This is a genomic window from Azospirillum sp. Marseille-Q6669, assembly GCF_965111635.1.
The window spans coordinates 81,445-104,223 of record NZ_CBCOOP010000002.1; the positions used below are offsets into that span (position 1 = coordinate 81,445).

Here is a 22,779-nt window from a genome sequence, read left to right on the forward strand (position 1 = left end):
AGACTAGCCGCGTTCCCGTTCTGAAAAAAGCGGCAAGATTTGCCTCGCCATTCCGAAGGAAAGTTCGAAACTTAGAATTTTCAATGATTTAAAGAAAAATGTGGTTGTGAGCCGCGTTGGATTATCGCACCCGGCGCGAGAAAAAAACGACGGCGGGCCGCTTCCGAACAGGAAACGGCCCGCTGCAACGATCGAAAGCGGAGAATCGACCGGAAGGGTCAGGAGCGGGGATGGAGCCGGGTCACATGACCCATCTTGCGGCCGGGACGGGATTCCGCCTTGCCGTAGAGGTGAAGGCGGGCGCCCGGCTCGGCCATCAGCGCCGGCCAGCGGTCCGCGTCGGCGCCGATCAGGTTCTCCATCTCGGCGTCGGCCACCCGCTCCACCGAGCCGAGCGGCAGGCCGCAGACGGCGCGGACAAGCTGCTCGAACTGGCAGGAATGGCAGGCGTCCATGGTCCAGTGGCCGGAGTTGTGCGGGCGCGGCGCCATCTCGTTGACCAGCACGCCGCCGTCCGGCGTCACGAACATCTCCACCGCGAGCACGCCGACGAGGTCCAGCGCCTCGGTGAGGCGGCGGGCGACCCGCTCGGCCTCGGCCGCCGTCTCCGCCGCAACACGGGCCGGGGCGATGGTCTTGTCGAGGATGCCGTCCTTGTGCCGGTTCTCCACGGCGGGGTAGGCGGCCATGTTGCCGTCGAGCCCGCGGGCGACGATCACCGACACCTCGCAGGTGAAGGAGACGAAGCCCTCCACGATGCCGGCGTCGGAGCCGATGGCCGCCCAGGCCTCCGCCGGGTCGCTGCCCGGCTCGATGCGCGCCTGCCCCTTGCCGTCATAGCCGAGGCGGGTGGATTTCAGGATGCAGCGCGGGCCGATCTCCGCCACCGCCGTCGCCACCTCGTCGGCGCTGCGGGCGGCGCGCCAGGGGGCGGTGCCGATGCCCAGCGCGTTGACGAAGGACTTTTCCTCCACCCGGTCCTGGGCGACCGACAGCACCCTGCCGCCGGGATGGACGGGGGTGAAGCGGCCGAGATGCTCGACCACGCCGACCGGGACGTTCTCCCACTCCAGCGTCACCACGTCGACGGAGCGGGCGAAGGCCTCCAGCGCGTCGAGGTCGTCCCAGCCGGCGGAAGTGACGGCCGCCGCGACCTGGGCGCCGGGGCTGCCCTCCGATCCCGGCGCGTAGACGTGCGTCTTGTAGCCCAGACGGGCGGCGGCGAGCGCGGTCATGCGGCCAAGCTGGCCGTCGCCAAGCATGCCGATGGTCGAGCCGGGCGGAAGGATGCGGTGGGCCATGGTTCAGGCAGGCTCGTCGACGGGGGCTTCGGCGACGGCGGCGGTCTGGCGGGCGCGCCAGGCGTCCAGCGCCTCGGCGACGGCCGGGTCCATCAGGGCGATGACCGAACCGGCGAGCAGGGCCGCGTTGATCGCGCCGGCCTTGCCGATGGCCAGCGTGCCCACCGGAACGCCACCGGGCATCTGGACGATCGACAGCAGGCTGTCCATGCCCTTCAGCGCGTGGCTTTCCACCGGGACGCCGAAGACGGGCAGGGGTGTCATCGAGGCGGCCATGCCCGGCAGGTGGGCGGCGCCGCCGGCCCCGGCGATGACCACCTTAAGGCCGCGGTCGCGGGCGGTGGTGGCGTAGTCGACGAGGCGCTGCGGGGTGCGGTGGGCGGAGACGATCCGGACCTCGTGCGGGACGCCGAGCGCGGTCAGCGTCTCGGCGGCGTGCTTCATGGTGGTCCAGTCCGACTGGCTGCCCATGATGATGCCGACCAGCGGCTTGCGGTCGGTGGTGGCGGCGATGGATGCGGACACGGCGCGCGCTTTCCTCTAGGTCCGGAAAGCGGCGCATTATAGAAAGCGCGCGCGCGGAGTCCAGCGCGACGCGCGACGCCGGGCCATGTTCCCCGCCGAAAAGCCGCCTCAGGCGATGATGTCGGGCAGCATGCGACTTTCCAGGACCATGATCTGGTCCTTGAGCGCGAGTTTGCGCTTCTTCAGACGTTGCATCTGAAGCTGGTCGAACGGCGCACGTTCGTGCAGTCGGGCGATCACGTCGTCGAGGTCGCGATGCTCGCTGCGAAGCGTGGCCAGTTTTTCCTTCAGCATCTCTTGTTCGTTCATACGCGCGGGGCCCGCTGGCTGAGCGGCGGGGACTATACCAGATTTCCGCCGCAACGGCAGTGCGAAACCACGCATTCTTCGCAGGGTTATAATCCGGTCGCCGGAATGTAATATACTCGGAGGACCAGAACCATTGCGGTGGAGCAACGTTCTGGTATGACTACCTTTCGCAGCGGTTCCAGACGACACGGGACAGTCTCCATGACAGCAGGCAAGCGCATCGGCATTCTCACCAGCGGCGGCGACTGCGCCGGGCTGAACGCGGTCATCCGCGCGGTGGTCCACCGGGCCGTCCTGACCTACGGCTGGCAGGTCCTGGGCATCAAGGAAGGCACCCAAGGGTTGCTGCAGCGTCCGGTGCAGTATCAGGTGCTCGACCTGCCGCAGGTCGACGGCAACATGATGCGCATGGGCGGCACGATCCTCGGCACGACCAACCGCGGCGACCCCTTCGCCTACCCGATGGCCGACGGCACGCAGAAGGACCGGTCGGACGAGATCATCGGCGGCTACCGCGAACTGGGGCTGGACGCCCTGATCGGCATCGGCGGCGACGGCAGCTTCGCCATCCTGAAGAAACTGGCCGACAAGGGCGGCTTCCAGATGGTCGGCATCCCCAAGACCATCGACAACGATCTCGGCCTGACCGAGGTGTCGGTCGGCTACGACACCGCCGTCGGTGTGGCGGTCGAGGCGCTCGACCGGCTCCAGCCGACCGCGGCCAGCCACGCCCGCGTCATGGTGCTGGAGGTGATGGGCCGCGACGCCGGCCACATCGCCCTGGCCGCGGGCATCGCCGGCGGCGCCGATGTGGTGCTGATCCCCGAGATCGCCTATTCCATCGAGAAGATCGCCCAGAAGATCAAGCAGGTGCGCTCGACCGGCCGCAACTTCGCCCTGGTCGTGGTGTCGGAGGCGGTGAAGACCGTGGACGGCACGGGCGTGCAGAAGCTGTTCCAGGGCGGCCAGAAGCGCTACGGCGGCATCGGCGACTACATCGGCGAGAAGATCGCCGAGGCGACGGGGGCGGAGACCCGCGTCACCGTCCTGGGCCACGTCCAGCGCGGCAGCATGCCCAGCCCGCGCGACCGTCTGGTCGCCTCGGCCTTCGGCGTGCACGCCGTGGATCTGATCGCCGAGGGCAAGTTCGACCGCATGGTCGCCTGGTCGGACCGCGGCGTCATCGACGTGCCGATCACCGAGGCCATCGCCAAGTACGCCTGCGTGGAGCTGGACGGCGCCATGGTCAAGACCGCCCGCGGCTTGGGCATCAGCCTGGGCGACTGAGCGGAGGCTTGTGGGGAGGCAGGCACGGCGATGTCGGAAAACCCGCTCTGGGACTTCTCGCTCGCCGTCTACGGACGGCCGGGCGTGCCCGCCGCCTGCCTCGACATTCAGGACCGGCTCGGCCAGGACGTGAACCTTCTGCTGTTCGCCGCCTGGGCGGGCATGGCCTGCAGCGCCGACCTTCCGGCGGACGAGCTGGCGCGGATCGACTCCGCGGTCGCTCCCTGGCGGGACGAGGTGGTTCGCCCGCTGCGCGCCGTCCGCCGCCGGGCAAAGGGGGAGGACGACGCCCTCTACAAGCGCCTGAAAGCGGCGGAGCTGGAGGCGGAGCGCGTCCAGCAGGACCGCCTCTTTGCCCTGTCCGGACTCACCCCCGCGGCGGGGGGCGGCGTCGCTCTGGCCGCGACCAACCTTTACCGGCTGGTGCCGGAGGGGGACCCGGCGCTGATGGCGCTGCTGGCGGCGCTCGACACGCCGCCCGAGCCCTGACGGAACCGGTGCGATGACGACTCCCGCTATCCTAACCTCGCCCCGGCTGATCCTGCGGCCCTGGCGGGACGGGGATGGCGACGCTTTTCACGCGCTGTCACAGAATCCCGCGGTGATGGAGCATTTGCTGCCGCTTCCCGACCGGGCGGCCAGCGACGCGGTGATCCAGCGCATCGGCGAGCATTTCGACCGGCACGGCTTTGGCTTCTGGGCGGTGGAGCGGCCCGGGCACAGCCCCTTCATCGGCTTCGTCGGCTTGGCCCGGGTGACGTGGGAAGCGCCTTTCGCCCCCGCCGTGGAGGTGGGATGGCGGCTCGACCCGGACCATTGGGGGCAGGGGCTGGCGACCGAGGCCGCCGGGCTGGCGCTGGCCTACGGCTTCGGCAGCGTCGGGCTCGACGGGATCGTGGCCTTCACCGTGCCGGAGAACCGGCGGTCGCGGCGGGTCATGGAGCGGCTGGGAATGGAGCGCGATGCGGCGGGCGACTTCGACCACCCGCGGGTTCCCGACGGCCACCGCTTGAAGCGGCACGTCCTCTACCGGATCGGGCGCGACCGCTTCCAGGCGAGGATGAAGGCGGGAATCAGCGGACCAGGATGAGGCTGTTGCGGTCGCCCGTCTCGTCGGAGACCTGGAAGGGCTTGCCGACGTAGAAGGCCTGGCAGCGCTTGCCGCCGGACAGGCGGGTCAGTCCGGCTTCCCATTCCTGCCCGCGCGGGCCGAGGATGCGCAGTTTCAACTGGTCGAGCAGCGGGAATATCTGATAGCCCTCGAGGTCCAGCGGCTCCCCCTTCGCGGAGAAGGCCTCCTGGTTCAGTGTGAGGGTCTTGCCGTTGAGGTCCAGCTTGACGTCCTGCGCCCACGGGCATCCGCCGCCGGCGGGTTTCTCGTTGGCCGCGGCAGGCGCCGTGTTCAGGATCGCCGGGACGAGGGCGCAGGTCAGGGCAAGGGCACAGACGTTCAAGGTGCTTGTCATCGACGGAATGCTTTTCATAAGCGGGAACCGGTCCTCGCGCTGAATACCCCGGTATGATCCAGCGCATGGGGTGCAGAATAAGTTTTGCAAAAGTGAAATGCAACGCGGGGCTTCTCGTGGGTGGGTTGCGGGAACGGCAGGACTTGTGACCAATCCGTCAGCGGGCCTGTCCATTCCTTCGGCTTCCGGTACCCCTTCCACCATCAGGCACGTCCCATGGCGACGATCATCGAGGCCCTTCTGGCCGCCATCGACCATCACCAGTCGGGCCGTCTGGCCGAGGCGGCGACGCTCTACGGGCGGATTCTGGAGGCCGACCCCGAACAACCCGACGCTGCGCAGCTCCTGGGCGTGCTGCACGCGCAGACGGGCCGCCCGGCGGACGGGGCGCGGCTGCTGCGCCGGTCGCTGGCGCTGCGTCCCGACTCGGCAGGCGGTCACTCCAACCTTGCCGGCGCGCGTCAGACCATGGGCGACGCGGCGGCGGCGGAGGCCGGCTACGCCCGCGCCTTGCGGCTGGACCCGCAGCTTGCCGACGCCCACACCAGCAGGGCCGCCGCTCTGCGCGATTTGAACCGCGTGCCGGAGGCCACCTGTTCGGCGCAAAGGGCCTTGGCCCTGCTCCCGGCCTCGGCGGACGCCCTGGTGAATCTCGCCGAAACGGCCTTGGCTGGAGGGCGGGCGGCGGCGGCGGAGCGCGCGGCTCGCCGCGCCGCCGCGCTGGCGCCGGAATCGCCGGCGGCCCGGATGATGCTCGGCTCCGCCTGTGCCGCGCAGAAGCGCTGGGACGAGGCGGAGGCTGCCTACCGCGCGGCGCTGGACCTCGCCCCCGGCTATGGCGCGGCCTGGGGAAATCTCGGGTCGCTGCTGGCCGGGCAGGGCCGCTTCGACGAGGCGCTGGCGGCCTTCGCCGCGGCGGAGGGATGCGGTTTCTCCGGCCCGTCTTTGTGCGCAGCGCGCGGTGGTGCGCTGCTCGCCATGGCCCGACCGGTGGAGGCTCTTGCCGACTTCGATCGGGTGCTGGAGGCGCGTCCCGGTGACGCCGGGATGCGCTGGAACCGCGGCTTCGCCCGGCTGCTGGCCGGGGACTGTGAGGGCGGCTGGCCGGAGTTCGACTGGCGCCGCCACGACGCGCGGGCGGAACCGCCGTGGCGCCGCTTCGTGCAGCCCACCTGGAGCGGCGGCGACATCGCCGGGCGCACCATTTTGCTCTATGCCGAGCAGGGGTTGGGCGACACCCTGCAGTTCGTCCGCTACGTCCCGCTGGTGGCGGAGCGCGGGGCGCGGGTGATCCTGGAGGTGCAGCCGCCCTTGATGAGCGTGCTGTCCGGTCTGCCGGGGGTGGAGCGGCTGATCGCCCGCGGCCACCCGTTGCCGGACTTCGATCTGGAATGCCCGCTGATGAGCCTGCCGCGCGCCTTCGGGACCAAGCTGGACGACCTGCCCGCCGCCGTGCCCTATCTGCGCCCCGACCCGCAACGCGCCGTTGCCTGGAGCAAGCGGTTGGCGGACGGGGCGGGGCTGCGGGTCGGGCTGGTCTGGGCGGGCAACCCGCGCTTTCCCGGCGACGCGCTGCGCTCGCCCCGGCTGGCGGGGCTGCGGCCGGTGCTGGACGTGCCGGGCGTGCGTTTCTTCGGGTTGCAGAAGGGGCCGGGGCGGGAGGATCTGGAAGGGGTGGACATGCCGCCTTCCTTCACCGACCTCGGGCCGGACATCGCCGATTTCTCCGACACCGCGGCGATCATGGCCAACCTCGACCTCGTGATCTCCTCCTGCACCGGGCCAGCCCATCTGGCCGGGGCGCTGGGGGTGCCGGTCTGGGTGGTGCTGCCCCTGTCGCCGGATTGGCGCTGGCTGCTGGGGCGGGAGGACAGCCCCTGGTATCCCACCGCCCGCCTGTTCCGCCAGACGCGCGTCGGCAACTGGACGGAGGTAGCCGGGCGCGTCGCCGACGCGCTGCGTGCCGCGGCTCTTACGACTTGAGAGTGATCGTCGCCTGGGTCATCTCATCGGCGGTGGACACCAGCTTGGAGGCGGCGGAGTAGGTGCGCTGCGCCTGGATCAGCGTGGTGAACTGCTCCTCGATCTTGACGTTGGAGCCCTCGACGCTGGCCGTGCTCAGCGACGCCCCGACGGTCTTCAGCGCGCTGGTGCCGGTCTCGTTGGTCAGGTTGCCGAAGGAGTTCAGGCGGATGGCGCCCGAATTGGCGCTGGTCCGGAACATGGTGCCGGACACGCTTTCCAGATCGGTCGGGTTGATCACCGTCGCGTCGGGGATGCGGTAGATGTAGCGCTGCTTTCCGCCCTGGAAGTTGGCGGCGACGAAGCCGTCCTCGGTCAGCTCCGCTCCTTGATAGGTGCCGGCGCGGATGCCGTTGTTGCCCTGGACGATTCCCAGATCCATGCCGGCGATGGTGGTGACGGAGTTGGTCATCTTCCCATAGGAGCCGAGATCCAGCGTCGTCTGGGCGAAGTCGCCGCCGGGGTTCAGGGTCAGGGTCGCCGGGCTCCCGGTTGGCCCGCCGGTCAGCGTGCCGTTGCGGGCGAAGTTCAGCGTGCCGAGCGATTGCCAAGTGGTGGGGTCGTTCACGTTGCCGTTGCCCACCGGTTTGCCGTCGGCGCCGACGACTCCGGCGTTGAAGACCTGCCAGGTCGAGGTGCCGTCGTCCGCCTGCCCGGTCTTTAGGAAGCGCAGGGCCATCGCCCCATCGGCGCCGTTCTTGTCCACCATGTTCAGAACGACGCCGGTGGTGTTCGCCGTGGTGATCTGACCGGTCACCGGCTGCTGGTCGTAGGGCAGGTTGAGGTTCAGCGACGCCTGGGTCGAGGCTTCACGGTAGTCCTGCAGCCCGCTCAGCGAGACCGGAGTCATGCTGCTGAGGCTGCCAAAGGAGCCGGAGCCGCTGGCGGGGTCGAGCTTGAAGCCCATCAGCGCCTTGCCGGCGCCGTTCACCAGACGGCCCTCCTTGTCGGGGGAGAAGTCGCCGGACCGCGTCAGGAAGACCGAATCGTCGCTTGTCCGGGCGGTGGTCGCGGTTGTGCCGGTCTGAGCATCCAGGTCCTGGACGAGGAAGAAGCCGTTGCCGACGATGGCCGCGTTGGTGGTGACGCCGGTCTGTGTGACGGTGCCGCCGCTGTGGTCCAACCGCTCGAAAGCGCGCACACCGTTGCCGGGGTCCTTGTTGCCGGTGCGGTCGCTCAGCACGAAGTCGGAGAACTGCGTCTCCGACGCCTTGAAGCCGGACGTGGAGGCGTTCGCGATGTTGTTCGAAATGGTGCCCAGGGCGCGGTTCTGCGCCGTCAGCCCGAGAACGCCATTGTTGAAGATCGTGGTGATGCCCATGGTCCGGCCGCCTCATTCCCATCGACGCACGTCCGTTGGAACGCGCCGCGCAGAGAACTGCAACCGTCGTGCCAGAAAGCGGGGAGCCGCTGAAACAACCCTCTCCCGTGGCGGGGGAGGGATTTGTTCAGGCCGCGGAAACCAAGGGATGGGCAGAAATTTCCCGGCGGAGGCGGCTCCTCACCCTGCGCTGGGCAGCTTTCGCCCACCCGCCGGCCCCCTCACCGGTCTCAATCGACCGGTTCGAACATCTTGGTCTGGGAGTTGATGGCCCACAGGTCGCCGCTGTCCAGGTCGAACCACCAGCCGTGCAGTTCCAGTGTCCCGGCCTCCACCCGCTCGCGGACGAAGGGGAAGGTCATCAGATTGTCCACCGACGTGCGGACGGCGGCGCGCTCGATCACGTCGGGCTTCTGCTGAAGGCGCTCGAACTCGGCCTTGCGCCGTTCCTCGTCGGTGTCTCCCTGGGCGGGCGGGATGTAGGGATCGAGCGCCGCGCTGGCGATGGACACCCAGGGCGACACGAAGTCGTTCTGGTCCGGCTCGCCCTTGCGCAGGCGGATCAGCCCCTGGATGCCGCCGCACAGGGCGTGGCCCAGCACGATGACGTGGCTGACCTGAAGCACCCGCACCGCGTATTCGATGGCCGCCGAGGTGCCGTGGTAGCTGCCGTCCGGCTGGTAGGGCGGGACGAGGTTGGCGACGTTGCGGACGACGAACATCTCGCCCGGCTCCGCCTGGGTGAGCAGCGCCGGATCGACGCGGCTGTCGGAGCAGCCGATCATCAGGATCTTGGGCTTCTGCCCCTCCTCGACGAGCTGGCGCATGCTGTCGGGCCGGCGCTCGTAGTAGCGGGCGCGGAAACCTTTCATCCCGGCGAGAAGCTGACGAATCGGAACGTCCTGGTCGCGGGTGTGTGGCATCGTTCTGATACCCCTCTTCGGTCGGGATTTAGCGGATGCGGTATAGCCCAGGCCGGGTCATGTTTCCAGAACCTCCGCAGGCGCCGGCTCGCCCCAGCGGCGGACGATGCCCGCGTCCAGCCCGAACAGGTCCAGCGCCCGCCCGACGGCATGGTCCACCAGATCGTCGATGGTCTGCGGGCGGCTGTAGAAGGCGGGGACCGGCGGAGCGATCACCGCGCCCATCTCAGCCAGTTGGGTCATGGTGCGCAGGTGCCCCAGATGAAGCGGCGTCTCGCGCACCATCAGCACCAGCGGGCGGCGCTCCTTCAGCGTGACGTCGGCGGCGCGGGTCAGCAGGGTGGAGGTCACGCCCGTGGCGATCTCGCTCATCGTGCGGACGGAGCAGGGGGCGACGATCATGCCCATGGCGCGGAAGCTGCCGCTGGCGATGGCCGCGCCGATGTCGGCGGCGGCGTAGGACACGTCGGCCAGAGCGCGCAGCTCCGCCACCTTCATGTCCGTTTCATGGGCCAGGGTGACCTCGGCGGAGCGGCTGACGACGAGGTGCGATTCGACGCCGATCCGGCGCAGCACGGACAGCAGCCGGATGCCCAGGATCACGCCCGAGGCTCCGCTGATGCCGACGACAAGACGGGAGGGTGCAGTCATGCCGAAGAAGTAGCGCGCGGGCCGGGCGTCGTCCAGAGCGCGGTCCTATGGACCTCTTCACGGGGCCGGCGCCGGGGGCGGAGGGACGGGCCGCACCCGGCGCTTAAAAGCAAAAAGCCCCCCTCCCGCCGGGGGAGAGGGGCCGGTAAGGCGGCGTCAGCGCGCCTCTTCCCGCTCTGAATAGGGCGACTCGTCGCCGTAGCCGTCCTCGCCGTCCTGGGCCTCGCGCTCCTCCTGCGACAGAGGGACGCCGCCGCGGCGGACGGCCAGGGCCAGGGACTCCTCCAGCTCGCGCTGGGTGCACAGGCCGAGCAGCACCGGGTTGCGCGGCTTGATGTTCGGGGCGTTCCAGTGCGTGCGGTCGCGGACCGCCGCGATGGTCGGCTTGGTCGTGCCGATCAGACGGCAGAGCTGGGCGTCCGACAGCTCCGGATGGTGCTTCAGCAGCCAGGCGATGGCGTCCGGCTTGTCGCCGCGCTTGGTGATCGGGGTGTAGCGCGGCCCCTTGGACCGCGCCGCCGGCAGCGGCAGGTCGGGGACCAGCAGCTTCAGGCGCAGATCCTGGTTGCGCTCGCAGCGTTCGATCTCGCCCTTGGTCAACTGACCATTGGCCACCGGGTCCAGCCCGACCATGCCGACCGCCACCTCGCCATCGGCGATGGCCTGGACCTCCAGGGAATGCAGGCCGCAGAAGGCGGCGATCTGCTCGAAGGTCAAGGATGTGTTCTCGACCAGCCAGACGGCCGTCGCTTTCGGCATCAAGGGCAGTGCCATCGTCCCTCCTGACAACTCCAACCCGACCGCACCCGCTGGCGGGTGGCGCGATCGGCCATACTTTACCGGATGGTCCCGAGCTTCGCCCTCCATATAGGGCCGGAACCGGTCGATGTAAGCGTGCTCGGGCAGGCGGCCGGGAAAACCCGGACACCGATCCCTCTGCTAACCGTCTTGGCGCGCTTTAGCAAGCCCACCCAGCTGTCCGGGAACAAGAATGAAGCGAAAAAATTACTTGAAAGGGAATTCCCGGCTGTGAAACCGGGGAATTCCCTTCGCAATCCAATGGATCGCCGGTGCGGCGACGGTCAGCCGCCAACCGTCATGACGATCTTGCCGATGTGTGCGCTGGATTCCATCAGGGCGTGCGCCTCGGCCGCCTGCTCCAGCGTGAAGACCTTGTGGATCACCGGCTTGACCGTGCCGCCTTCCAGGAGCGGCCAGACCTTCTCGCGCAGGGCGGCGGCGATGCGGCCCTTCTCCTCGACCGAGCGGGCGCGCAGGGTGGAGCCGGTGAGGGTCAGGCGCTTGGTCATCACCGGGAACATGTTGATGGAGACCTTCGGCCCCTGGAGGAAGGCGATGGAGACGTGCCGCCCGTCGGGGGCCATGATGCCGATGTCGCGGGCGATGTAGTCGCCGCCGACCATGTCCAGCACCACGTCGACGCCGCGCCCGCCGGTCTCCTTCTGGATGACGGCGGCAAAGTCCTCGGTCTTGTAGTCGATGGCGCGGTCGGCGCCCAGCTCCTCGCAGGCACGGCACTTCTCGGCGCTGCCGGCGGTGGTGAAGACCTTGGCCCCGAAGGCCTTGGCGAGCTGGATGGCCGTGGTGCCGATGCCGCTGGAGCCGCCATGGACCAGCAGCGTCTCGCCGGGCTTCAGCGCGCCGCGCTCGAACACGTTGGTCCAGACGGTGAAGAAGGTCTCCGGCACGGCGGCGGCCTCGACCATGCCATAGCCCTTCGGCACGGGCAGGAGCTGTGGCGCCGGGACCACGCAATACTGGGCATAGCCGCCGCCGGCGATCAGGGCGCAGACCGCGTCGTCGGCGGCCCACTCCGTGACGCCCTCGCCGATGGCGACGACGCGCCCGGCGATCTCCAGGCCGGGCAGGTCGGAGGCGCCCGGCGGCGGGTCGTAGCGGCCCTGGCGCTGCAGCATGTCCGGACGGTTGACGCCCGCCGCCTCCACCGCCACCAGCACCTCGCCGGGGCCGGGCACCGGGGCGGGACGCTGCACGGTGCGCAGGACCTCCGGACCGCCGGGTTGCGAAATCTCGACGCAGGTCATGCTGTCCGGCAGGGCGATGCCCATGGTGTCTTCCCCCATTCCTCGTTGACGCGGTGTCCGCCAATCCGGCTGTCGCCACTCCGGGCGGCCGGGCCGTTTGTGTCCGCAGGCGTCCAAAGTTAGAATTCCGCACCGGCGCTGACAAGCACGCCCCGCCGGCCTTTCCGACGTGCGGGAAGCGGACGGTGCGGGGCAGGGATGCGCGAATGCGGGAGGAGCAGCCCAATGGACATCGACGATCTGGAGCCGCGCAAGGCCAAGCCGGCGCTGAAGGACCTGACCGCGCTGGGCGTGGCGGAGCTGAAGGACTACATCGCCGGGCTGGAGGCTGAGATTGCCCGCGCCCGCGCCGCCATCGCCGCAAAGGAGGCGCAGAAGAACGCCGCCGAAGCCTTCTTTAAGAAGCCGTCCTGACGAACGGAAAAAGCCCCTCGCCCGGGATGGGAGAGGGGCGTCGCTCCGTGAAATCTCAGTCCGCGCCGACCAGATCGCGGTAGCAGTGCCAGGAGGCGTGGCCGATCAGCGGCAGGGCCAGCGCCAGCCCCAGGAAGCCGGTGACCATCCCCGCCGCGGTGAACAGCACGATCAGGAAAGCCCAGCCAGCCATGGTCCGCAGATTCTCGCGCAGCACCGCGACGCTGGTCGCCATGGCGGTGAAGCTGTCCGTCTCGCGGTCCAGCAGCATCGGGATCGACACCACGCTGATGGCGAAGACCGCCGTGGCGATGACGCCGCCGACGATGGTCCCGGTCAGCAGGAACGGGATCGTCTGGGCCGAGAAGAAAATGCGGTCGACGAGCTGGTCGAAGGCCGGCGGCTCGGTCGCGAAGAACAGCGCGAACAGCAGGAAGGCGATGCGGATCCAGGCCAGCATGGCCAGCATCAGCGCCAGCCCGATCCCGGCGATCTGCACGCCGTTGCGGCGGTAGGCCCCGACGACCTTCATCAGGGTCGGCGTCTCCCCGCGCTCCAGCAGGCGGCTGGTCTCGTAGAGGCCGACGGCGAAGACCGGCCCCAGCAGCATGAACCCCGCCGCCATCGGCAGGACCAGATACTGCATGTCCTGCATCGACAGCACGGCCACCAGCGCGAGGCTGGACAGCACCGCCAGCAGGCCATAGGCGGCGCTGATCATGGGGCTGGCGCACATGTCGCGCCAGCCGGCGCTCAGCCACACCCAGGGGCGGTCGACGTCGACGCTGCGGATTCGCGGAAGATAGGATGCCGGCTTGTGGAATTCGGAGGGTTCTTTGCGCCGGACCGGCCGATGGAATTGGGACGCACCGCGGTGAGACGACATGTCGACCATGTTGATGGTCCTCCCCTTTGCCCATTGCGCCTCTCGTGAGGGGGGAGTGTAGCAAAGCGGTCGGCTGCGTTCCAGATTGTCTTATGGACGAATTGTTTGAATACCTAATTGTCACAAAAGCGATACCAAAGCATGGGCTTGGCGGTCACTCGCCAGCCTGTTCGCCGCCAGCCTGTTCGCCGCCGGTCTTTTCGCCGCCGGTCTTTTCGCCGTCGACCTTCTTGCCGTCGAGATCCGCCTTGCGGCGCTCGGCGTCCTGACGATCGCGCAGCTTCTCGGCCTTGGTGCGCCCGAAGCGGACACGGTTCTCCTCGGCGGTTTTTTCACGCTCTTCCTTCTGGCGCATCTTCCGGAAGCGGTTCAGGTTCACGACATCGGCCATGGGGCGCGTCTCCTGAGGGCGGGACATATCGTCTTTTGGACAACTCGGCCGTTGGAATGCCCAAATTGCTTGTTTTCTTTCGGGACGATAGTTTAGCGGAACCCCGTGCCACCCGGAAGACCGGAGCGGGCGCCAGCGGTTCCCGCGGCTTGTGGCGGACATCTTGTGGCAGGAATACGGCGACTTAACAGCCGAACGGTGGGGAAGGCGGGGCAACCGGTGAAAAAACTCCTGATCGCGGCGCTGATTCTATTTGGCCTGCTGGTGGCAGCGGTGCTGATCGTGCCGAGCGTGGTCGACTGGAACGCCTACAAGGCCCAGATCGCGGACAAGGTGTCCGCCGCCACGGGCCGCAAGGTGGAACTGAGGGGCGACATCGGCCTGTCCCTGCTGCCGGCCCCGGCGCTGACGGTGCGCGACGCGCGGCTGGCCAACGCGCCCGGCGGGTCCGAGGAGGACATGGCCCGCCTGAAGGAACTGGACGTCCGCGTGGCCCTCGGCCCGCTGCTCGGCGGTCACATCCAGGTGCAGAGCATCAAGCTGATCGACCCGACCTTCCTGTTCGAGACACTGCCCGACGGGCGCTTCAATTGGGATCTCTCGGGCGCCGACGCCGGCCGTGCGGCGGGCAGCGGGCCGGGCGGATCGGGCGATGGGCTGGCCTCGGCGGTCAGCTTCGATCAGGTGACGGTGCAGAACGGCACCATCCAGTATCGCGACGCCCGGACCGGTCAATCGGAGGTGATCGACCAGATCGACGCGCGGATCGTTGCGGGCAGCTTCACTGGGCCGTTCCAGGGGCAGGGCGGTTTCCGGGCGCGCGGCGTGCCGCTGCGCGGCGAGATGTTCGTCAGCCGCCTGATCGACGGCGCCGCCGTCCAGGTCCGGGCGGCGCTGTCGATGGCCGATACCGACGCCACGCTGCGCTTCGCCGGAATCGTCACCAACCCGCCGGGCAGCGGCGGCTCGCGCGCCCAGGGCGATCTGCGCGTCGAAGGAAGCGACCTGTCCCGCGCGCTGGCCCTGGTCCGCAAAGGCTCTGCCGCGGGCGAGGACAAGAAGGCGAACGCGTTGCTCGCCCAGTCCTTCGGCATCCGTACGGCGGTCGAAGCGTCCCCGACCGCGGCGAGCTTCACGAATCTGGAGGCGCAGCTCGGCGACACGCGCGCCACCGGCACGGCGACCCTGCGCAGCGGAACGCCGGCCAGGGCGGAACTGACGCTGGCCCTGAACCGGCTCGATCTCGACGCCTGGCTGGACCGCGCGGGCGCCGGCGGTGGTTCGGACGCCGGCGCCCAGCCTGCCGCCCGCAATGGGAACACGGCCAAAAGCGCGCCGCCCAGCGCTCCATCCGGCAGCGCCCCAGCCCCGACCGGCAGCACGACCCCGCCCGGCGGCTTCGCCCTGCCGGACACGCTGGACGCCAAGCTCGACCTCGCGGTGGACGGCATCACTTACAACGGCGGCGTCATCCGCCAGGGGCGGGTGGAGGCCAGCCTGACCGGCGGCACATTGAACATCGACCGTGTCAGCGCGCTGCTGCCCGGCGGCTCCGACATCGTGGCGGCGGGGGAACTGGCGGCGGCCAACGGCCAGCCGAACGTCAATCTGCGGATGGAGGCGAACGCCGACAACCTGCGCGCTGTGCTGGAATGGCTGCGTGTGGACGTCCGCGCCGTTCCGGCAGACCGGCTGCGCCGGGCCTCGGTCGCCGCGCAGTTGCAGGGGCGGCCGGGGCGGCTGGACGTGAACGGGCTGGACCTGCGGGTGGACGCCAGCCGCCTGACCGGCGCCGTCGCCTATGTGGACCGCGGGCGGCCCGCCTTCGGCGCGCGGCTCGACCTCGACCGGCTGAACCTCGACGCCTATCTGCCCCAACCGGGCGGCGATGCGGCGCCCCAGGCCACCCCTGCCACCAATGGCGTGGGCAGTGGCAACGCCGCGGCTCCCGCTTCCGCCAATGGTGCCACCCAGGCCCCCGCGCGCAACGGGCGCTCCTCGATGACACCGGCCCGGCTGCTGGCCGGCGTGGACGCGAACCTGGAATTGTCGGTCGGGCAACTGACCGTGCGCAACACGCCGGTCCAGGGGCTTCGGCTCGACGCCACCGCCGCGGGCGGAGCCCTGTCCATCAAGGAGGCGACGGTGCAGGACGCCGCCGGGGTGAAGCTCCGCCTGGACGGGCAGATCGCCGGGCTGGAGCCGCTGCGCGGCGCCCATCTGACGCTGAACGCCGAGGCCGCCAGCCTGGAAGGCGTGGCCCGCGCCGTTCCCTGGCCGGAGGGCGCCCCCGCGCCGGAGCGGCTGGGAGCGGTGAAGGCGCAGGTCCGCCTGTCGGGCGACGCCGAGCGTCTGGCGGTCGAGCTGGGGGCTGAGGCGGCCGAAGGCTCGCTGGAGGCGGGCGGCACGGTGCTGAACGTCGAGAAGAACCCGTCCGTCGATCTGAAGCTGCGCGCCAAGCATCCGGAGCTGGCCCGGCTGGCCAGCCTGTTCACCGATAACCCGTCTTCCGGCGGCGCAGTGTCCGGTTCCTACGGCCCGATGGACCTCTACACGGAGCTGGCGGGGACGCGGAAAGCCTTCACGTTGGGCAACATCCAGGGCGTGCTGGCCGGCGTCACCGTCAAGGGCAAGGCCAGCGCCGACCTGAACGGCAGCAAGCCGCGGGTGGAAGCCGACCTGCAGACCGGCGACCTGGAGCTGGACCGGCTGGCGGCGCTTCCCGCCGCCGCGGCCCGCCCTGCCGGCGCCACTTCTCCGGCGGCCGTGGCGTCGCCGGGCGCGCCCCCCGCCGCGACGGGGGATTTCAGCGGGCTGCGCCGCTTCGACGGGCGTTTCGCGCTGACCTCATCCGCTCTCGTCAAGGGCGGCACGCGGATCGAGAATCCGGCCCTGCGCGCCACCGTGACCAACGGCGTGCTGACGGTGGAGCGGTTCGACGGCACCCTGATGGGTGGCCAGCTCGGCGCCACCGGGCGGCTCGCCGCTCCGGGCAATCAGACGCCGACCGCCGAGGCCACCATCACCCTGTCCAAGGCCAAGCTGGCCGAGGCGGTGGGCGGCGGCCTGGGCGGCGGAGCGCTGGAGATCGCCGGGGGCGTGCTCGACGCCGAGGCCAATTTGACGACCAGCGGGGCCGGCGGCGACGCCATGCTCAAGGCGCTGGCCGGCCAGGGCCGGATCAACGCCCGTGACGGTCTGCTGCGAGGCTTCGACCTCGGCGCCCTGCGCGACCGGCTGACCAAGCTGGAGCGTCCGCAGGAGCTGCTGGGCGCCGTGATGGGCGGGCTTCAGGGCGGGGAGACCCGCTTCGCCCGGCTGGACGGCAGCTTCGCCATCGACAAGGGCGTGGCGCGCACCGAGGACACGCGCCTGACCTCCGACCTGGGCGAGGCGGTGGCGGTGGGGCAGGTCAACCTTCCGGCGCAGACCATCGACATGCGCGTCCGCCTGACCGTGCAGTCCGAGCAGGCGCTGCCCCCGCTGACCGTTCGCATGACCGGCGCCCTCGACAAGCCCACCCGCTCCTTCGAAATGCAGGAGGTGCAGGAGTATTTCGCCCGCCGCGCCGCCGAGGGGCTGCTCAACAGGGTGGTGCCGAAGGATCTGCCGATTCCCGGCGGCGGCAATGCCCCGAAGCCGGACGCGCTGTTGAAGGGGCTGATCGACGGGCTGAGGCGTTGAGAGTGTGGACGCGCGTGACGCTTTGCGTCCAAGCCCCGTGATGCTTTGCGTCCAAGCCCGTTGAAGTTCCGTGGGGCGGGTCCCATAATGCGGCAGACAAGAAGCGGATTTTGAGTCGATGCAGGTGGACAATAAGATTCTGGACGATCTGGCCCGCGTTGCGGGTGGCGCGCTTGGCGCGCTGTCGTCCCTGCGCGAGGAAGCTGAGGCGCAGATGCGCCAGCAGTTCGAGCGCGTTCTGTCGCGGATGGACGTGGTGAGCCGCGAGGAGTACGAGGCCGTCCGCGCCATGGCCGCCAAAGCCCGCGAGGAGCAGGAGGCCATGGCCGAGCGGCTCGCCGCGCTGGAGGCCACGGTCGCGACGCTCAAGGCCGAACACGATCCGAAGCCGGCAACGGGCGCTTCCGCTCCCGCCGTCGGCCCCATCGCCGGAGGGGGCACCGGGCCGGTCTGATCCGGACCACCGCCTACGTCTCCGAACCTTCACGGATGCACCGCCGAAAACCAGTTGCGCCGGCCAGACCCTTTTGGCACGGTGCATTGGGTGGTATTCATCCGTCTGCCAGCCACAACATCTCGGGGCTTCCCCTTCTTGCGCGAAGGCGGATCCGCCCCGGGGCGGTTCCGTCCACCGCGCCTTTACAGGAGGACGCCGACATGTCGGCTGTTGCCGTCGACACCCCCTCATCCGCGCACAATCCCCTGGACATCGTCGAGGAGATCGTCACCGCCAACGAATGGCCCTTCGAGCGGGCCGGCGAGGACGAGCTGATCGTCGAGATCGGCGGGCGCTGGGGCGATTACCGCCTCTATTTCGTCTGGCAGTCCGACGTCAGCGCGATGCAGTTCTCCTGCCAGTTCGACATGAAGGTCCCGGCGGCCCGCCGCTCCTCGGTCAACGACCTGTTGGCGGAGGTCAACGCGCGCATGTGGCTCGGCCATTTCGATGTCTGCGCCGAGGAGCACACCCCGATGTTCCGCCAGACCATGCTGCTGCGCGGCTCGCGCGGCGCGACGGTGGAGCAGCTGGAGGACCTCGTCGAGATCGCCCTGTCGGAGTGCGAGCGCTTCTACCCTGCCTTCCAGTTCGTGATCTGGGGCGGCAAGTCGGCGTCGGAGGCGGTGTCGGCCGCCATCCTCGACACCGCCGGGGAGGCGTGACCGTCATGGCGCAAGGGAAGGCGCAGGGTTGCACGTTGCTGCTGGCCGGCTGCGGCAAGATGGGCGGCGCGATGCTCGACGGCTGGCTGAAGGCCGGCATTGCGTCCAGCGTCGCCGTCATCGAACCGTCCGGCCTGCCGGAGTCCCTGCGGTGCAACCCCGCGGTCGTGCTGGCCAGCGGCGCGGACGCCTTGCCCGCCGGCTTCGCGCCGGACGTGGTGGTTCTTGCGGTGAAGCCGCAGGTGATGGACTCGGTCCTTCCGGCCTACCGGGCGTTGGTCCGCCCCGGCACGGTGTTCCTGTCCGTCGCCGCCGGCAAGACGATCGCCTCCTTCGAAGCGGTGCTGGGGGAGGGGGCGGCCATCGTCCGCTCCATGCCCAACACGCCCGCCGCCATCGGCCGCGGCATGACCGTCGCCGTCGGCAACCCGGTGGTGACCGAGGCGCAGAAGTCGCTGTGCGATGCGCTGCTGCGCGCGGTCGGCGACGTGGCCTGGGTGGAGGACGAGTCGCTTCTCGATCCGGTGACCGCCGTCTCGGGCAGCGGCCCGGCCTACGTCTTCCTGATGGTCGAGGCGATGGCGAAGGCCGGCGAGGCCGCCGGTTTGCCCGCCGAGCTTGCCATGCGTCTGGCGCGGGCCACCGTTGCGGGGGCGGGCGAACTGCTCCACCAGTCCCCGATCGCCGCCGCAGACCTGCGCAAGGCCGTGACCAGCCCCAACGGCACCACCCAGGCGGCGCTCGACGTGCTGATGGCCGGGGACGGCATGCAGCCGCTGTTCGACCGCGCCGTGGCTGCCGCCGCGAACCGTTCCCGCGAACTGGCGAAGTAAGGCGTCATGGCGGCCCTCAGCCCCTCCGCCCAACGGGTCCAGGATTTGCTGGACGGTTTCGGCCACGGCCACAGCGTGGTCGAGCATGAGGGCAGCACCCGCACGTCGGAGGATGCCGCGAACGCCGTCGGCTGCGCCGTGGCGCAGATCGCCAAATCCCTGATCTTCCGTACGAAAGAGAGCGGCCGGCCGGTGCTGGTGGTGGCCAGCGGGGCCAACCGGGTGGACGAGAAGGCGGTCGGCCGGCTGATCGGCGAGACGATCGAGCGGGCCGATCCAGACTTCGTCCGCGAGTCCACCGGCTTCGCTATCGGCGGGATTCCGCCCATCGGCCATGCCGTGCCGCCGCTGGTCCTAATCGACGCCGACCTGATGGGCCTTGACGCCATTTGGGCCGCCGCCGGTACCCCCAACGCGGTCTTCCGCCTGACCCCTGCGCAACTCGTCGCCATCACCGGCGGACGGGTCGAAGCCATCCGCAAGGGCTGACCGTCCGGCAACCGAGCCGGTCAACCGGGCAGGATGCCGCAGCGCGGCATGACCGCGCATCGCCGGGCCACCCCTCTTCCAAGCCTCTGGATTCTCTGGCAAGACTCTTCCCAACGAGTTCTTGAACAGAGACGCATCAGGGAGGCCCCCCGTGACTGACGCCCGGCACAACCCCTACGAGACCGACCTCGACCAGAACGCCGCCAACACGGTGCCGCTGTCGCCGCTCTCGTTCCTACGCCGCACCGCCGCCGTCTATCCCCAGCGCATCGCCGTGATCCACGGCCCGGTCCGCCGCACCTGGGCGGAGACCTACGAACGCTGCGTGCGCCTCGCCTCGGCCTTGGCCAAGCGCGGCATCGGGCTGGGCGACACGGTCGCGGTCATGGCCCCCAACACCCCGGAATCCTTCGAGGCGCATTTCGGCGTGCCAATGACCGGCGCGGTGCTGAACGCCCTGAACATCCGCCTGGACGCCGAGGCGCTGGCCTTCATCCTGGAGCATGGCGAGGCGAAGGTCCTGCTGACCGACCGGGAGTTCTCCGGCGTCATCTCCAAGGCCGTCCACATGCTGGAGCCGAAGCGCCGCCCCATCGTCATCGACATCGACGACCCGCAGGCCAAGGGCGGCGAGCTGATCGGCGAGCAGACCTACGAGCAGTTCCTGGAAACCGGCGACCCGGCCTATGAATGGCCGATGCCGGCCGACGAGTGGCAGGCCATCGCGCTGAACTACACCAGCGGCACCACCGGCAATCCCAAGGGCGTCGTCTACCACCACCGCGGCGCCTACCTGAACGCCATGGGCAACGTGCTGACCTGGGCGATGCCGCACCATCCCGTGTATCTGTGGACTCTGCCGATGTTCCACTGCAACGGCTGGTGCTTCCCCTGGACGGTCACCGCCATGGCCGGCACCAACGTCTGCGTCCGCACCATCACCGCCAAGGGCATCTACGACGCGCTGGCCGACCTCGGCGTCACCCATATGTGCGGCGCGCCCATCATCATGGGCCTGATCGTCAACGCGCCGGAGGACCAGAAGCGGGAGATCCCGACCGGCGTGAAGATGATGACCGCCGGTGCCGCCCCGCCCGCCGCGGTGATCGAGAAGATCGAGCGGCTGGGCTTCGACGTCACCCACGTCTACGGCCTGACCGAGGTCTACGGCCCGGTCACCATCTGCGCTTGGCACGAGCACTGGAACGACCTGCCGCTGGAGGAGCGCGCGGCGCTGAAGGCGCGGCAGGGCGTGAACTACGCCACGCTGGAAGGGCTGATGGTCGCCGACCCCAACACGCTCCAGCCGACTCGCAAGGACGGCGTGACGATGGGCGAGATCTTCATGCGCGGCAACACCGTCATGAAGGGCTATCTGAAGAACCCGCGGGCCACGCAGGAGGCCTTCTCCGGCGGCTGGTTCCACACCGGCGATCTCGGCGTCTGGCATCCGGACGGCTACATCGAGCTGAAGGACCGCTCCAAGGACATCATCATCTCCGGCGGCGAGAACATCTCGACCATCGAGGTCGAATCGGTCCTCTACAAGCATCCGGACATCGTCGAGGCCGCCGTGGTCGCCCGCCCGGACGAGAAATGGGGCGAGACGCCCTGCGCCTTCGTCACCGTGAAGGAGGGCAAGCAACTGACCGAGGCCGAGGTGATCGCCTATTGCCGCGAGCATCTGGCCCACTTCAAGTGCCCGCGCACCGTCGTCTTCACCGCCCTGCCGAAGACCTCGACCGGCAAGATCCAGAAATACGTGCTGCGCGATCAGGCCCGCGCGCTGAACGGAGCGAAGGTGTGACCGCTGTGACCGGGGGCTTCGGCCCCCTTCTGCCCGAGGAAAGGACGGACGCCACGGCCCTGGTTCGCCAGGGTTTCGGCATTCCCCGTGAGTATTTCGACCGGTCGGTGGAGCTGTTCGGGCCGGGCGTGATGCGGGGCCTGCGCGCCGGACCGGAGGCGGGTCGCGCCGGGCAGCTCGTTGCCTGCGCCGCCGTCTGGCCGATGGACCAGTGGTTCGGCGGGCGCCCGGTGCCGTCCTGCGGCGTGGCGGCGGTGGCGGTCGATCCGGCGCAGCGCGGGCGCGGCTACGGCACCGTGCTGATGCGCGGTTTGCTGGAGGAGGCGCGTGCCGGGGGCGCCGCACTGTCGGTGCTCTACCCAGCGACCCTACCGGTCTACACCCGCCTGGGCTTCGGGCGGGGTGGGGTGTCCTTCGACTGGAGCGCGCCGCCGGGCGCCCTGTCCGCCGGGCCGCCGCCGGGGGACGGGTGGATCCGCCGGACCGACGCGAGCGACGCCAGCGAGCTTGCGGCGCTACGCCGCAGCCTGCTCACCACCGCCAACGGACTGGTGGAGCGCAATGAAGGCCTGTGGAGCTTCGCCCTCTGTCCGGACGGTGCTCCGTCCGACGTTTACACTTTGGGTGGTCCGAGAGGGGCGGAGGGATACGTGGCGGTCGCGCCGCCGTCGGACCGGAAGCTGGTGGTTGCGGATCTGTGCCTGCTCAGCCCGCGTTCAGTGCGGCTGGCGCAAGGTTTCCTGGCCGGCTACCGGGCGCAGGTCGACCGCGTCTCCTGGCGCGGCGGGCCCGACGACCCCCTGGTCCTGATGGCGCCGGACGCCGGTCCGCGTGCCGACGCTCGCGACGAATGGCTGTTGCGCATTCTTGATCTTCGCCGCGCCTTGGAAGCCCGCGGCTATCCACCTGGGGTTGCCGGCGAGTTGGTGCTGGACGTTTCCGATGCGGTGATTCCGGAGAATTCCGGCACTTTCCGGTTGCGCCTGTCCGATGGAAAGGCCGTCGTGGACCGGGTTCCGGAGAAGACGGGCGGCGGCGGAAAAGCGGCCGGAGCGGGGCTTTCCCTGTCCATCGCGGCCTTGTCCGCCCTCTACAGTGGCCACAAAGGCCCGCAGATTCTCCGCCAGGTTGGCCTTCTGCGTGGCGGCGAAGACGCGATGGCGCTGGCGGCGCTGCTTTTCTCGGGGCCGGCGCCGTGGATGCCGGACCGGTTCTGAAGCGGTGATACCAGTTGCGTTTATCA

Annotated in this window: 23 protein-coding genes; 12 read left to right on the forward strand and 11 right to left on the reverse strand. The window is 69.6% G+C overall.

Going from position 1 to position 22,779, the window contains the following annotated elements:
• Positions 1–218: 218 nt before the first annotated feature.
• The 3 genes from ACWPXE_RS11600 to ACWPXE_RS11610 all read right to left on the reverse strand — a co-directional run bounded on the left by ACWPXE_RS11600 (position 219) and on the right by ACWPXE_RS11610 (position 2,120).
• The gene (locus tag ACWPXE_RS11600) at positions 219–1,301 is read right to left on the reverse strand and encodes a 5-(carboxyamino)imidazole ribonucleotide synthase (RefSeq protein ID WP_454018000.1); all 1,083 of its coding nucleotides are present in this window, start codon (positions 1,299–1,301) and stop codon (positions 219–221) included.
• A 3-nt stretch (positions 1,302–1,304) separates the two neighbouring features.
• Entirely contained in the window at positions 1,305–1,772 is a 468-nt protein-coding gene (gene purE / locus ACWPXE_RS11605; protein WP_454018765.1) for a 5-(carboxyamino)imidazole ribonucleotide mutase, read from the reverse strand.
• 162 nt (positions 1,773–1,934) lie between these two features.
• Complete coding sequence (locus ACWPXE_RS11610) at positions 1,935–2,120, reverse strand: YdcH family protein (RefSeq protein ID WP_014239909.1); 186 nt, start codon at positions 2,118–2,120, stop codon at positions 1,935–1,937.
• Positions 2,121–2,336: 216 nt separating this feature from the next.
• Here ACWPXE_RS11610 and ACWPXE_RS11615 point away from each other — a divergent pair, with 216 nt between their 5' ends.
• The 3 genes from ACWPXE_RS11615 to ACWPXE_RS11625 are packed head-to-tail and all read left to right on the forward strand — an operon-like array spanning position 2,337 to position 4,512.
• Positions 2,337–3,422, forward strand: coding sequence for an ATP-dependent 6-phosphofructokinase (locus ACWPXE_RS11615; protein ID WP_014239910.1), 1,086 nt, complete (start codon positions 2,337–2,339; stop codon positions 3,420–3,422).
• Positions 3,423–3,452: 30 nt separating this feature from the next.
• Positions 3,453–3,911, forward strand: coding sequence for a TIGR02444 family protein (locus ACWPXE_RS11620; protein ID WP_454018001.1), 459 nt, complete (start codon positions 3,453–3,455; stop codon positions 3,909–3,911).
• Positions 3,912–3,924: 13 nt separating this feature from the next.
• Positions 3,925–4,512, forward strand: a complete 588-nt coding sequence (locus tag ACWPXE_RS11625) for a GNAT family N-acetyltransferase (protein WP_454018002.1) — start codon at positions 3,925–3,927, stop codon at positions 4,510–4,512.
• Here ACWPXE_RS11625 and ACWPXE_RS11630 read toward each other — a convergent pair.
• A complete protein-coding gene (locus ACWPXE_RS11630) occupies positions 4,496–4,888 on the reverse strand; it encodes a hypothetical protein (protein ID WP_454018003.1) in 393 nt (130 codons plus the stop codon). The two genes, ACWPXE_RS11625 and ACWPXE_RS11630, sit on opposite strands and share 17 nt — an antisense overlap.
• Before the next feature lie 216 nt (positions 4,889–5,104).
• On the opposite strand from ACWPXE_RS11630, the gene ACWPXE_RS11635 reads away from it, so the two are divergent.
• Positions 5,105–6,871 (forward strand): tetratricopeptide repeat protein, encoded by a 1,767-nt coding sequence (locus tag ACWPXE_RS11635; RefSeq protein WP_454018004.1) that lies wholly within the window; start codon positions 5,105–5,107, stop codon positions 6,869–6,871.
• Here ACWPXE_RS11635 and ACWPXE_RS11640 read toward each other — a convergent pair.
• The 5 genes from ACWPXE_RS11640 to ACWPXE_RS11660 form a co-directional block, all read right to left on the reverse strand.
• Positions 6,861–8,231, reverse strand: coding sequence for a flagellar hook-basal body complex protein (locus ACWPXE_RS11640; RefSeq protein WP_454018005.1), 1,371 nt, complete (start codon positions 8,229–8,231; stop codon positions 6,861–6,863). The genes ACWPXE_RS11635 and ACWPXE_RS11640 overlap by 11 nt on opposite strands.
• A gap of 230 nt (positions 8,232–8,461) precedes the next feature.
• Complete coding sequence (locus ACWPXE_RS11645; RefSeq protein ID WP_014239916.1) at positions 8,462–9,154, reverse strand: carbonic anhydrase; 693 nt, start codon at positions 9,152–9,154, stop codon at positions 8,462–8,464.
• A gap of 57 nt (positions 9,155–9,211) precedes the next feature.
• Complete coding sequence (locus ACWPXE_RS11650; RefSeq protein WP_041810970.1) at positions 9,212–9,805, reverse strand: UbiX family flavin prenyltransferase; 594 nt, start codon at positions 9,803–9,805, stop codon at positions 9,212–9,214.
• A gap of 156 nt (positions 9,806–9,961) precedes the next feature.
• On the reverse strand, positions 9,962–10,579 hold the full coding sequence (locus ACWPXE_RS11655; RefSeq protein ID WP_237903946.1) for a DUF1013 domain-containing protein: 618 nt from the start codon (positions 10,577–10,579) through the stop codon (positions 9,962–9,964).
• A 308-nt stretch (positions 10,580–10,887) separates the two neighbouring features.
• Positions 10,888–11,895 (reverse strand): NAD(P)H-quinone oxidoreductase, encoded by a 1,008-nt coding sequence (locus ACWPXE_RS11660; RefSeq protein WP_014239920.1) that lies wholly within the window; start codon positions 11,893–11,895, stop codon positions 10,888–10,890.
• Positions 11,896–12,096: 201 nt separating this feature from the next.
• Here ACWPXE_RS11660 and ACWPXE_RS11665 point away from each other — a divergent pair, with 201 nt between their 5' ends.
• Positions 12,097–12,285, forward strand: a complete 189-nt coding sequence (locus ACWPXE_RS11665) for a DUF1192 domain-containing protein (protein WP_454018006.1) — start codon at positions 12,097–12,099, stop codon at positions 12,283–12,285.
• A gap of 55 nt (positions 12,286–12,340) precedes the next feature.
• Here the strand turns inward: ACWPXE_RS11665 and ACWPXE_RS11670 are convergent, their stop codons facing one another.
• Entirely contained in the window at positions 12,341–13,180 is an 840-nt protein-coding gene (locus tag ACWPXE_RS11670; protein ID WP_454018007.1) for a DUF2189 domain-containing protein, read from the reverse strand.
• Positions 13,181–13,325: 145 nt separating this feature from the next.
• Positions 13,326–13,562, reverse strand: a complete 237-nt coding sequence (locus tag ACWPXE_RS11675; protein ID WP_454018008.1) for a DUF4169 family protein — start codon at positions 13,560–13,562, stop codon at positions 13,326–13,328.
• Between the two features lie 219 nt (positions 13,563–13,781).
• Here ACWPXE_RS11675 and ACWPXE_RS11680 point away from each other — a divergent pair, with 219 nt between their 5' ends.
• From ACWPXE_RS11680 to ACWPXE_RS11710, 7 genes are all read left to right on the forward strand, one after another.
• Positions 13,782–17,246 (forward strand): AsmA family protein, encoded by a 3,465-nt coding sequence (locus ACWPXE_RS11680; protein ID WP_454018009.1) that lies wholly within the window; start codon positions 13,782–13,784, stop codon positions 17,244–17,246.
• Between the two features lie 118 nt (positions 17,247–17,364).
• Complete coding sequence (locus tag ACWPXE_RS11685) at positions 17,365–17,700, forward strand: accessory factor UbiK family protein (RefSeq protein WP_454018010.1); 336 nt, start codon at positions 17,365–17,367, stop codon at positions 17,698–17,700.
• Positions 17,701–17,903: 203 nt separating this feature from the next.
• A complete protein-coding gene (locus ACWPXE_RS11690; protein ID WP_454018011.1) occupies positions 17,904–18,407 on the forward strand; it encodes a YbjN domain-containing protein in 504 nt (167 codons plus the stop codon).
• A gap of 5 nt (positions 18,408–18,412) precedes the next feature.
• Positions 18,413–19,240, forward strand: a complete 828-nt coding sequence (proC, locus tag ACWPXE_RS11695) for a pyrroline-5-carboxylate reductase (protein ID WP_454018012.1) — start codon at positions 18,413–18,415, stop codon at positions 19,238–19,240.
• Between the two features lie 6 nt (positions 19,241–19,246).
• A complete protein-coding gene (locus tag ACWPXE_RS11700; RefSeq protein ID WP_454018013.1) occupies positions 19,247–19,729 on the forward strand; it encodes a YbaK/EbsC family protein in 483 nt (160 codons plus the stop codon).
• 151 nt (positions 19,730–19,880) lie between these two features.
• Positions 19,881–21,536 carry an acyl-CoA synthetase gene (locus ACWPXE_RS11705; RefSeq protein WP_454018014.1) on the forward strand — a complete coding sequence of 552 codons (1,656 nt, stop codon included), beginning with the start codon at positions 19,881–19,883 and terminating at the stop codon, positions 21,534–21,536.
• Complete coding sequence (locus tag ACWPXE_RS11710) at positions 21,533–22,753, forward strand: GNAT family N-acetyltransferase (protein ID WP_454018015.1); 1,221 nt, start codon at positions 21,533–21,535, stop codon at positions 22,751–22,753. Before ACWPXE_RS11705 ends, ACWPXE_RS11710 begins: the two co-directional genes overlap by 4 nt.
• The last annotated feature ends 26 nt before the right edge of the window (positions 22,754–22,779 follow it).

Coding starts and splice junctions, on each gene's coding strand:
- purE (WP_454018765.1), bottom strand. CDS start 1,772: ATGGGCAGCCAGTCGGACTGGACCACCATGAAGCACGCCGCCGAGACG.
- ACWPXE_RS11685 (WP_454018010.1), top strand. CDS start 17,365: ATGCAGGTGGACAATAAGATTCTGGACGATCTGGCCCGCGTTGCGGGT.
- ACWPXE_RS11640 (WP_454018005.1), bottom strand. CDS start 8,231: ATGGGCATCACCACGATCTTCAACAATGGCGTTCTCGGGCTGACGGCG.
- ACWPXE_RS11635 (WP_454018004.1), top strand. CDS start 5,105: ATGGCGACGATCATCGAGGCCCTTCTGGCCGCCATCGACCATCACCAG.
- ACWPXE_RS11615 (WP_014239910.1), top strand. CDS start 2,337: ATGACAGCAGGCAAGCGCATCGGCATTCTCACCAGCGGCGGCGACTGC.
- ACWPXE_RS11675 (WP_454018008.1), bottom strand. CDS start 13,562: ATGGCCGATGTCGTGAACCTGAACCGCTTCCGGAAGATGCGCCAGAAG.
- ACWPXE_RS11650 (WP_041810970.1), bottom strand. CDS start 9,805: ATGACTGCACCCTCCCGTCTTGTCGTCGGCATCAGCGGAGCCTCGGGC.
- ACWPXE_RS11620 (WP_454018001.1), top strand. CDS start 3,453: ATGTCGGAAAACCCGCTCTGGGACTTCTCGCTCGCCGTCTACGGACGG.
- ACWPXE_RS11690 (WP_454018011.1), top strand. CDS start 17,904: ATGTCGGCTGTTGCCGTCGACACCCCCTCATCCGCGCACAATCCCCTG.
- ACWPXE_RS11660 (WP_014239920.1), bottom strand. CDS start 11,895: ATGGGCATCGCCCTGCCGGACAGCATGACCTGCGTCGAGATTTCGCAA.
- ACWPXE_RS11600 (WP_454018000.1), bottom strand. CDS start 1,301: ATGGCCCACCGCATCCTTCCGCCCGGCTCGACCATCGGCATGCTTGGC.
- ACWPXE_RS11655 (WP_237903946.1), bottom strand. CDS start 10,579: ATGGCACTGCCCTTGATGCCGAAAGCGACGGCCGTCTGGCTGGTCGAG.
- ACWPXE_RS11630 (WP_454018003.1), bottom strand. CDS start 4,888: ATGACAAGCACCTTGAACGTCTGTGCCCTTGCCCTGACCTGCGCCCTC.
- ACWPXE_RS11670 (WP_454018007.1), bottom strand. CDS start 13,180: ATGGTCGACATGTCGTCTCACCGCGGTGCGTCCCAATTCCATCGGCCG.
- ACWPXE_RS11700 (WP_454018013.1), top strand. CDS start 19,247: ATGGCGGCCCTCAGCCCCTCCGCCCAACGGGTCCAGGATTTGCTGGAC.
- proC (WP_454018012.1), top strand. CDS start 18,413: ATGGCGCAAGGGAAGGCGCAGGGTTGCACGTTGCTGCTGGCCGGCTGC.
- ACWPXE_RS11645 (WP_014239916.1), bottom strand. CDS start 9,154: ATGCCACACACCCGCGACCAGGACGTTCCGATTCGTCAGCTTCTCGCC.
- ACWPXE_RS11610 (WP_014239909.1), bottom strand. CDS start 2,120: ATGCTGAAGGAAAAACTGGCCACGCTTCGCAGCGAGCATCGCGACCTC.
- ACWPXE_RS11625 (WP_454018002.1), top strand. CDS start 3,925: ATGACGACTCCCGCTATCCTAACCTCGCCCCGGCTGATCCTGCGGCCC.
- ACWPXE_RS11665 (WP_454018006.1), top strand. CDS start 12,097: ATGGACATCGACGATCTGGAGCCGCGCAAGGCCAAGCCGGCGCTGAAG.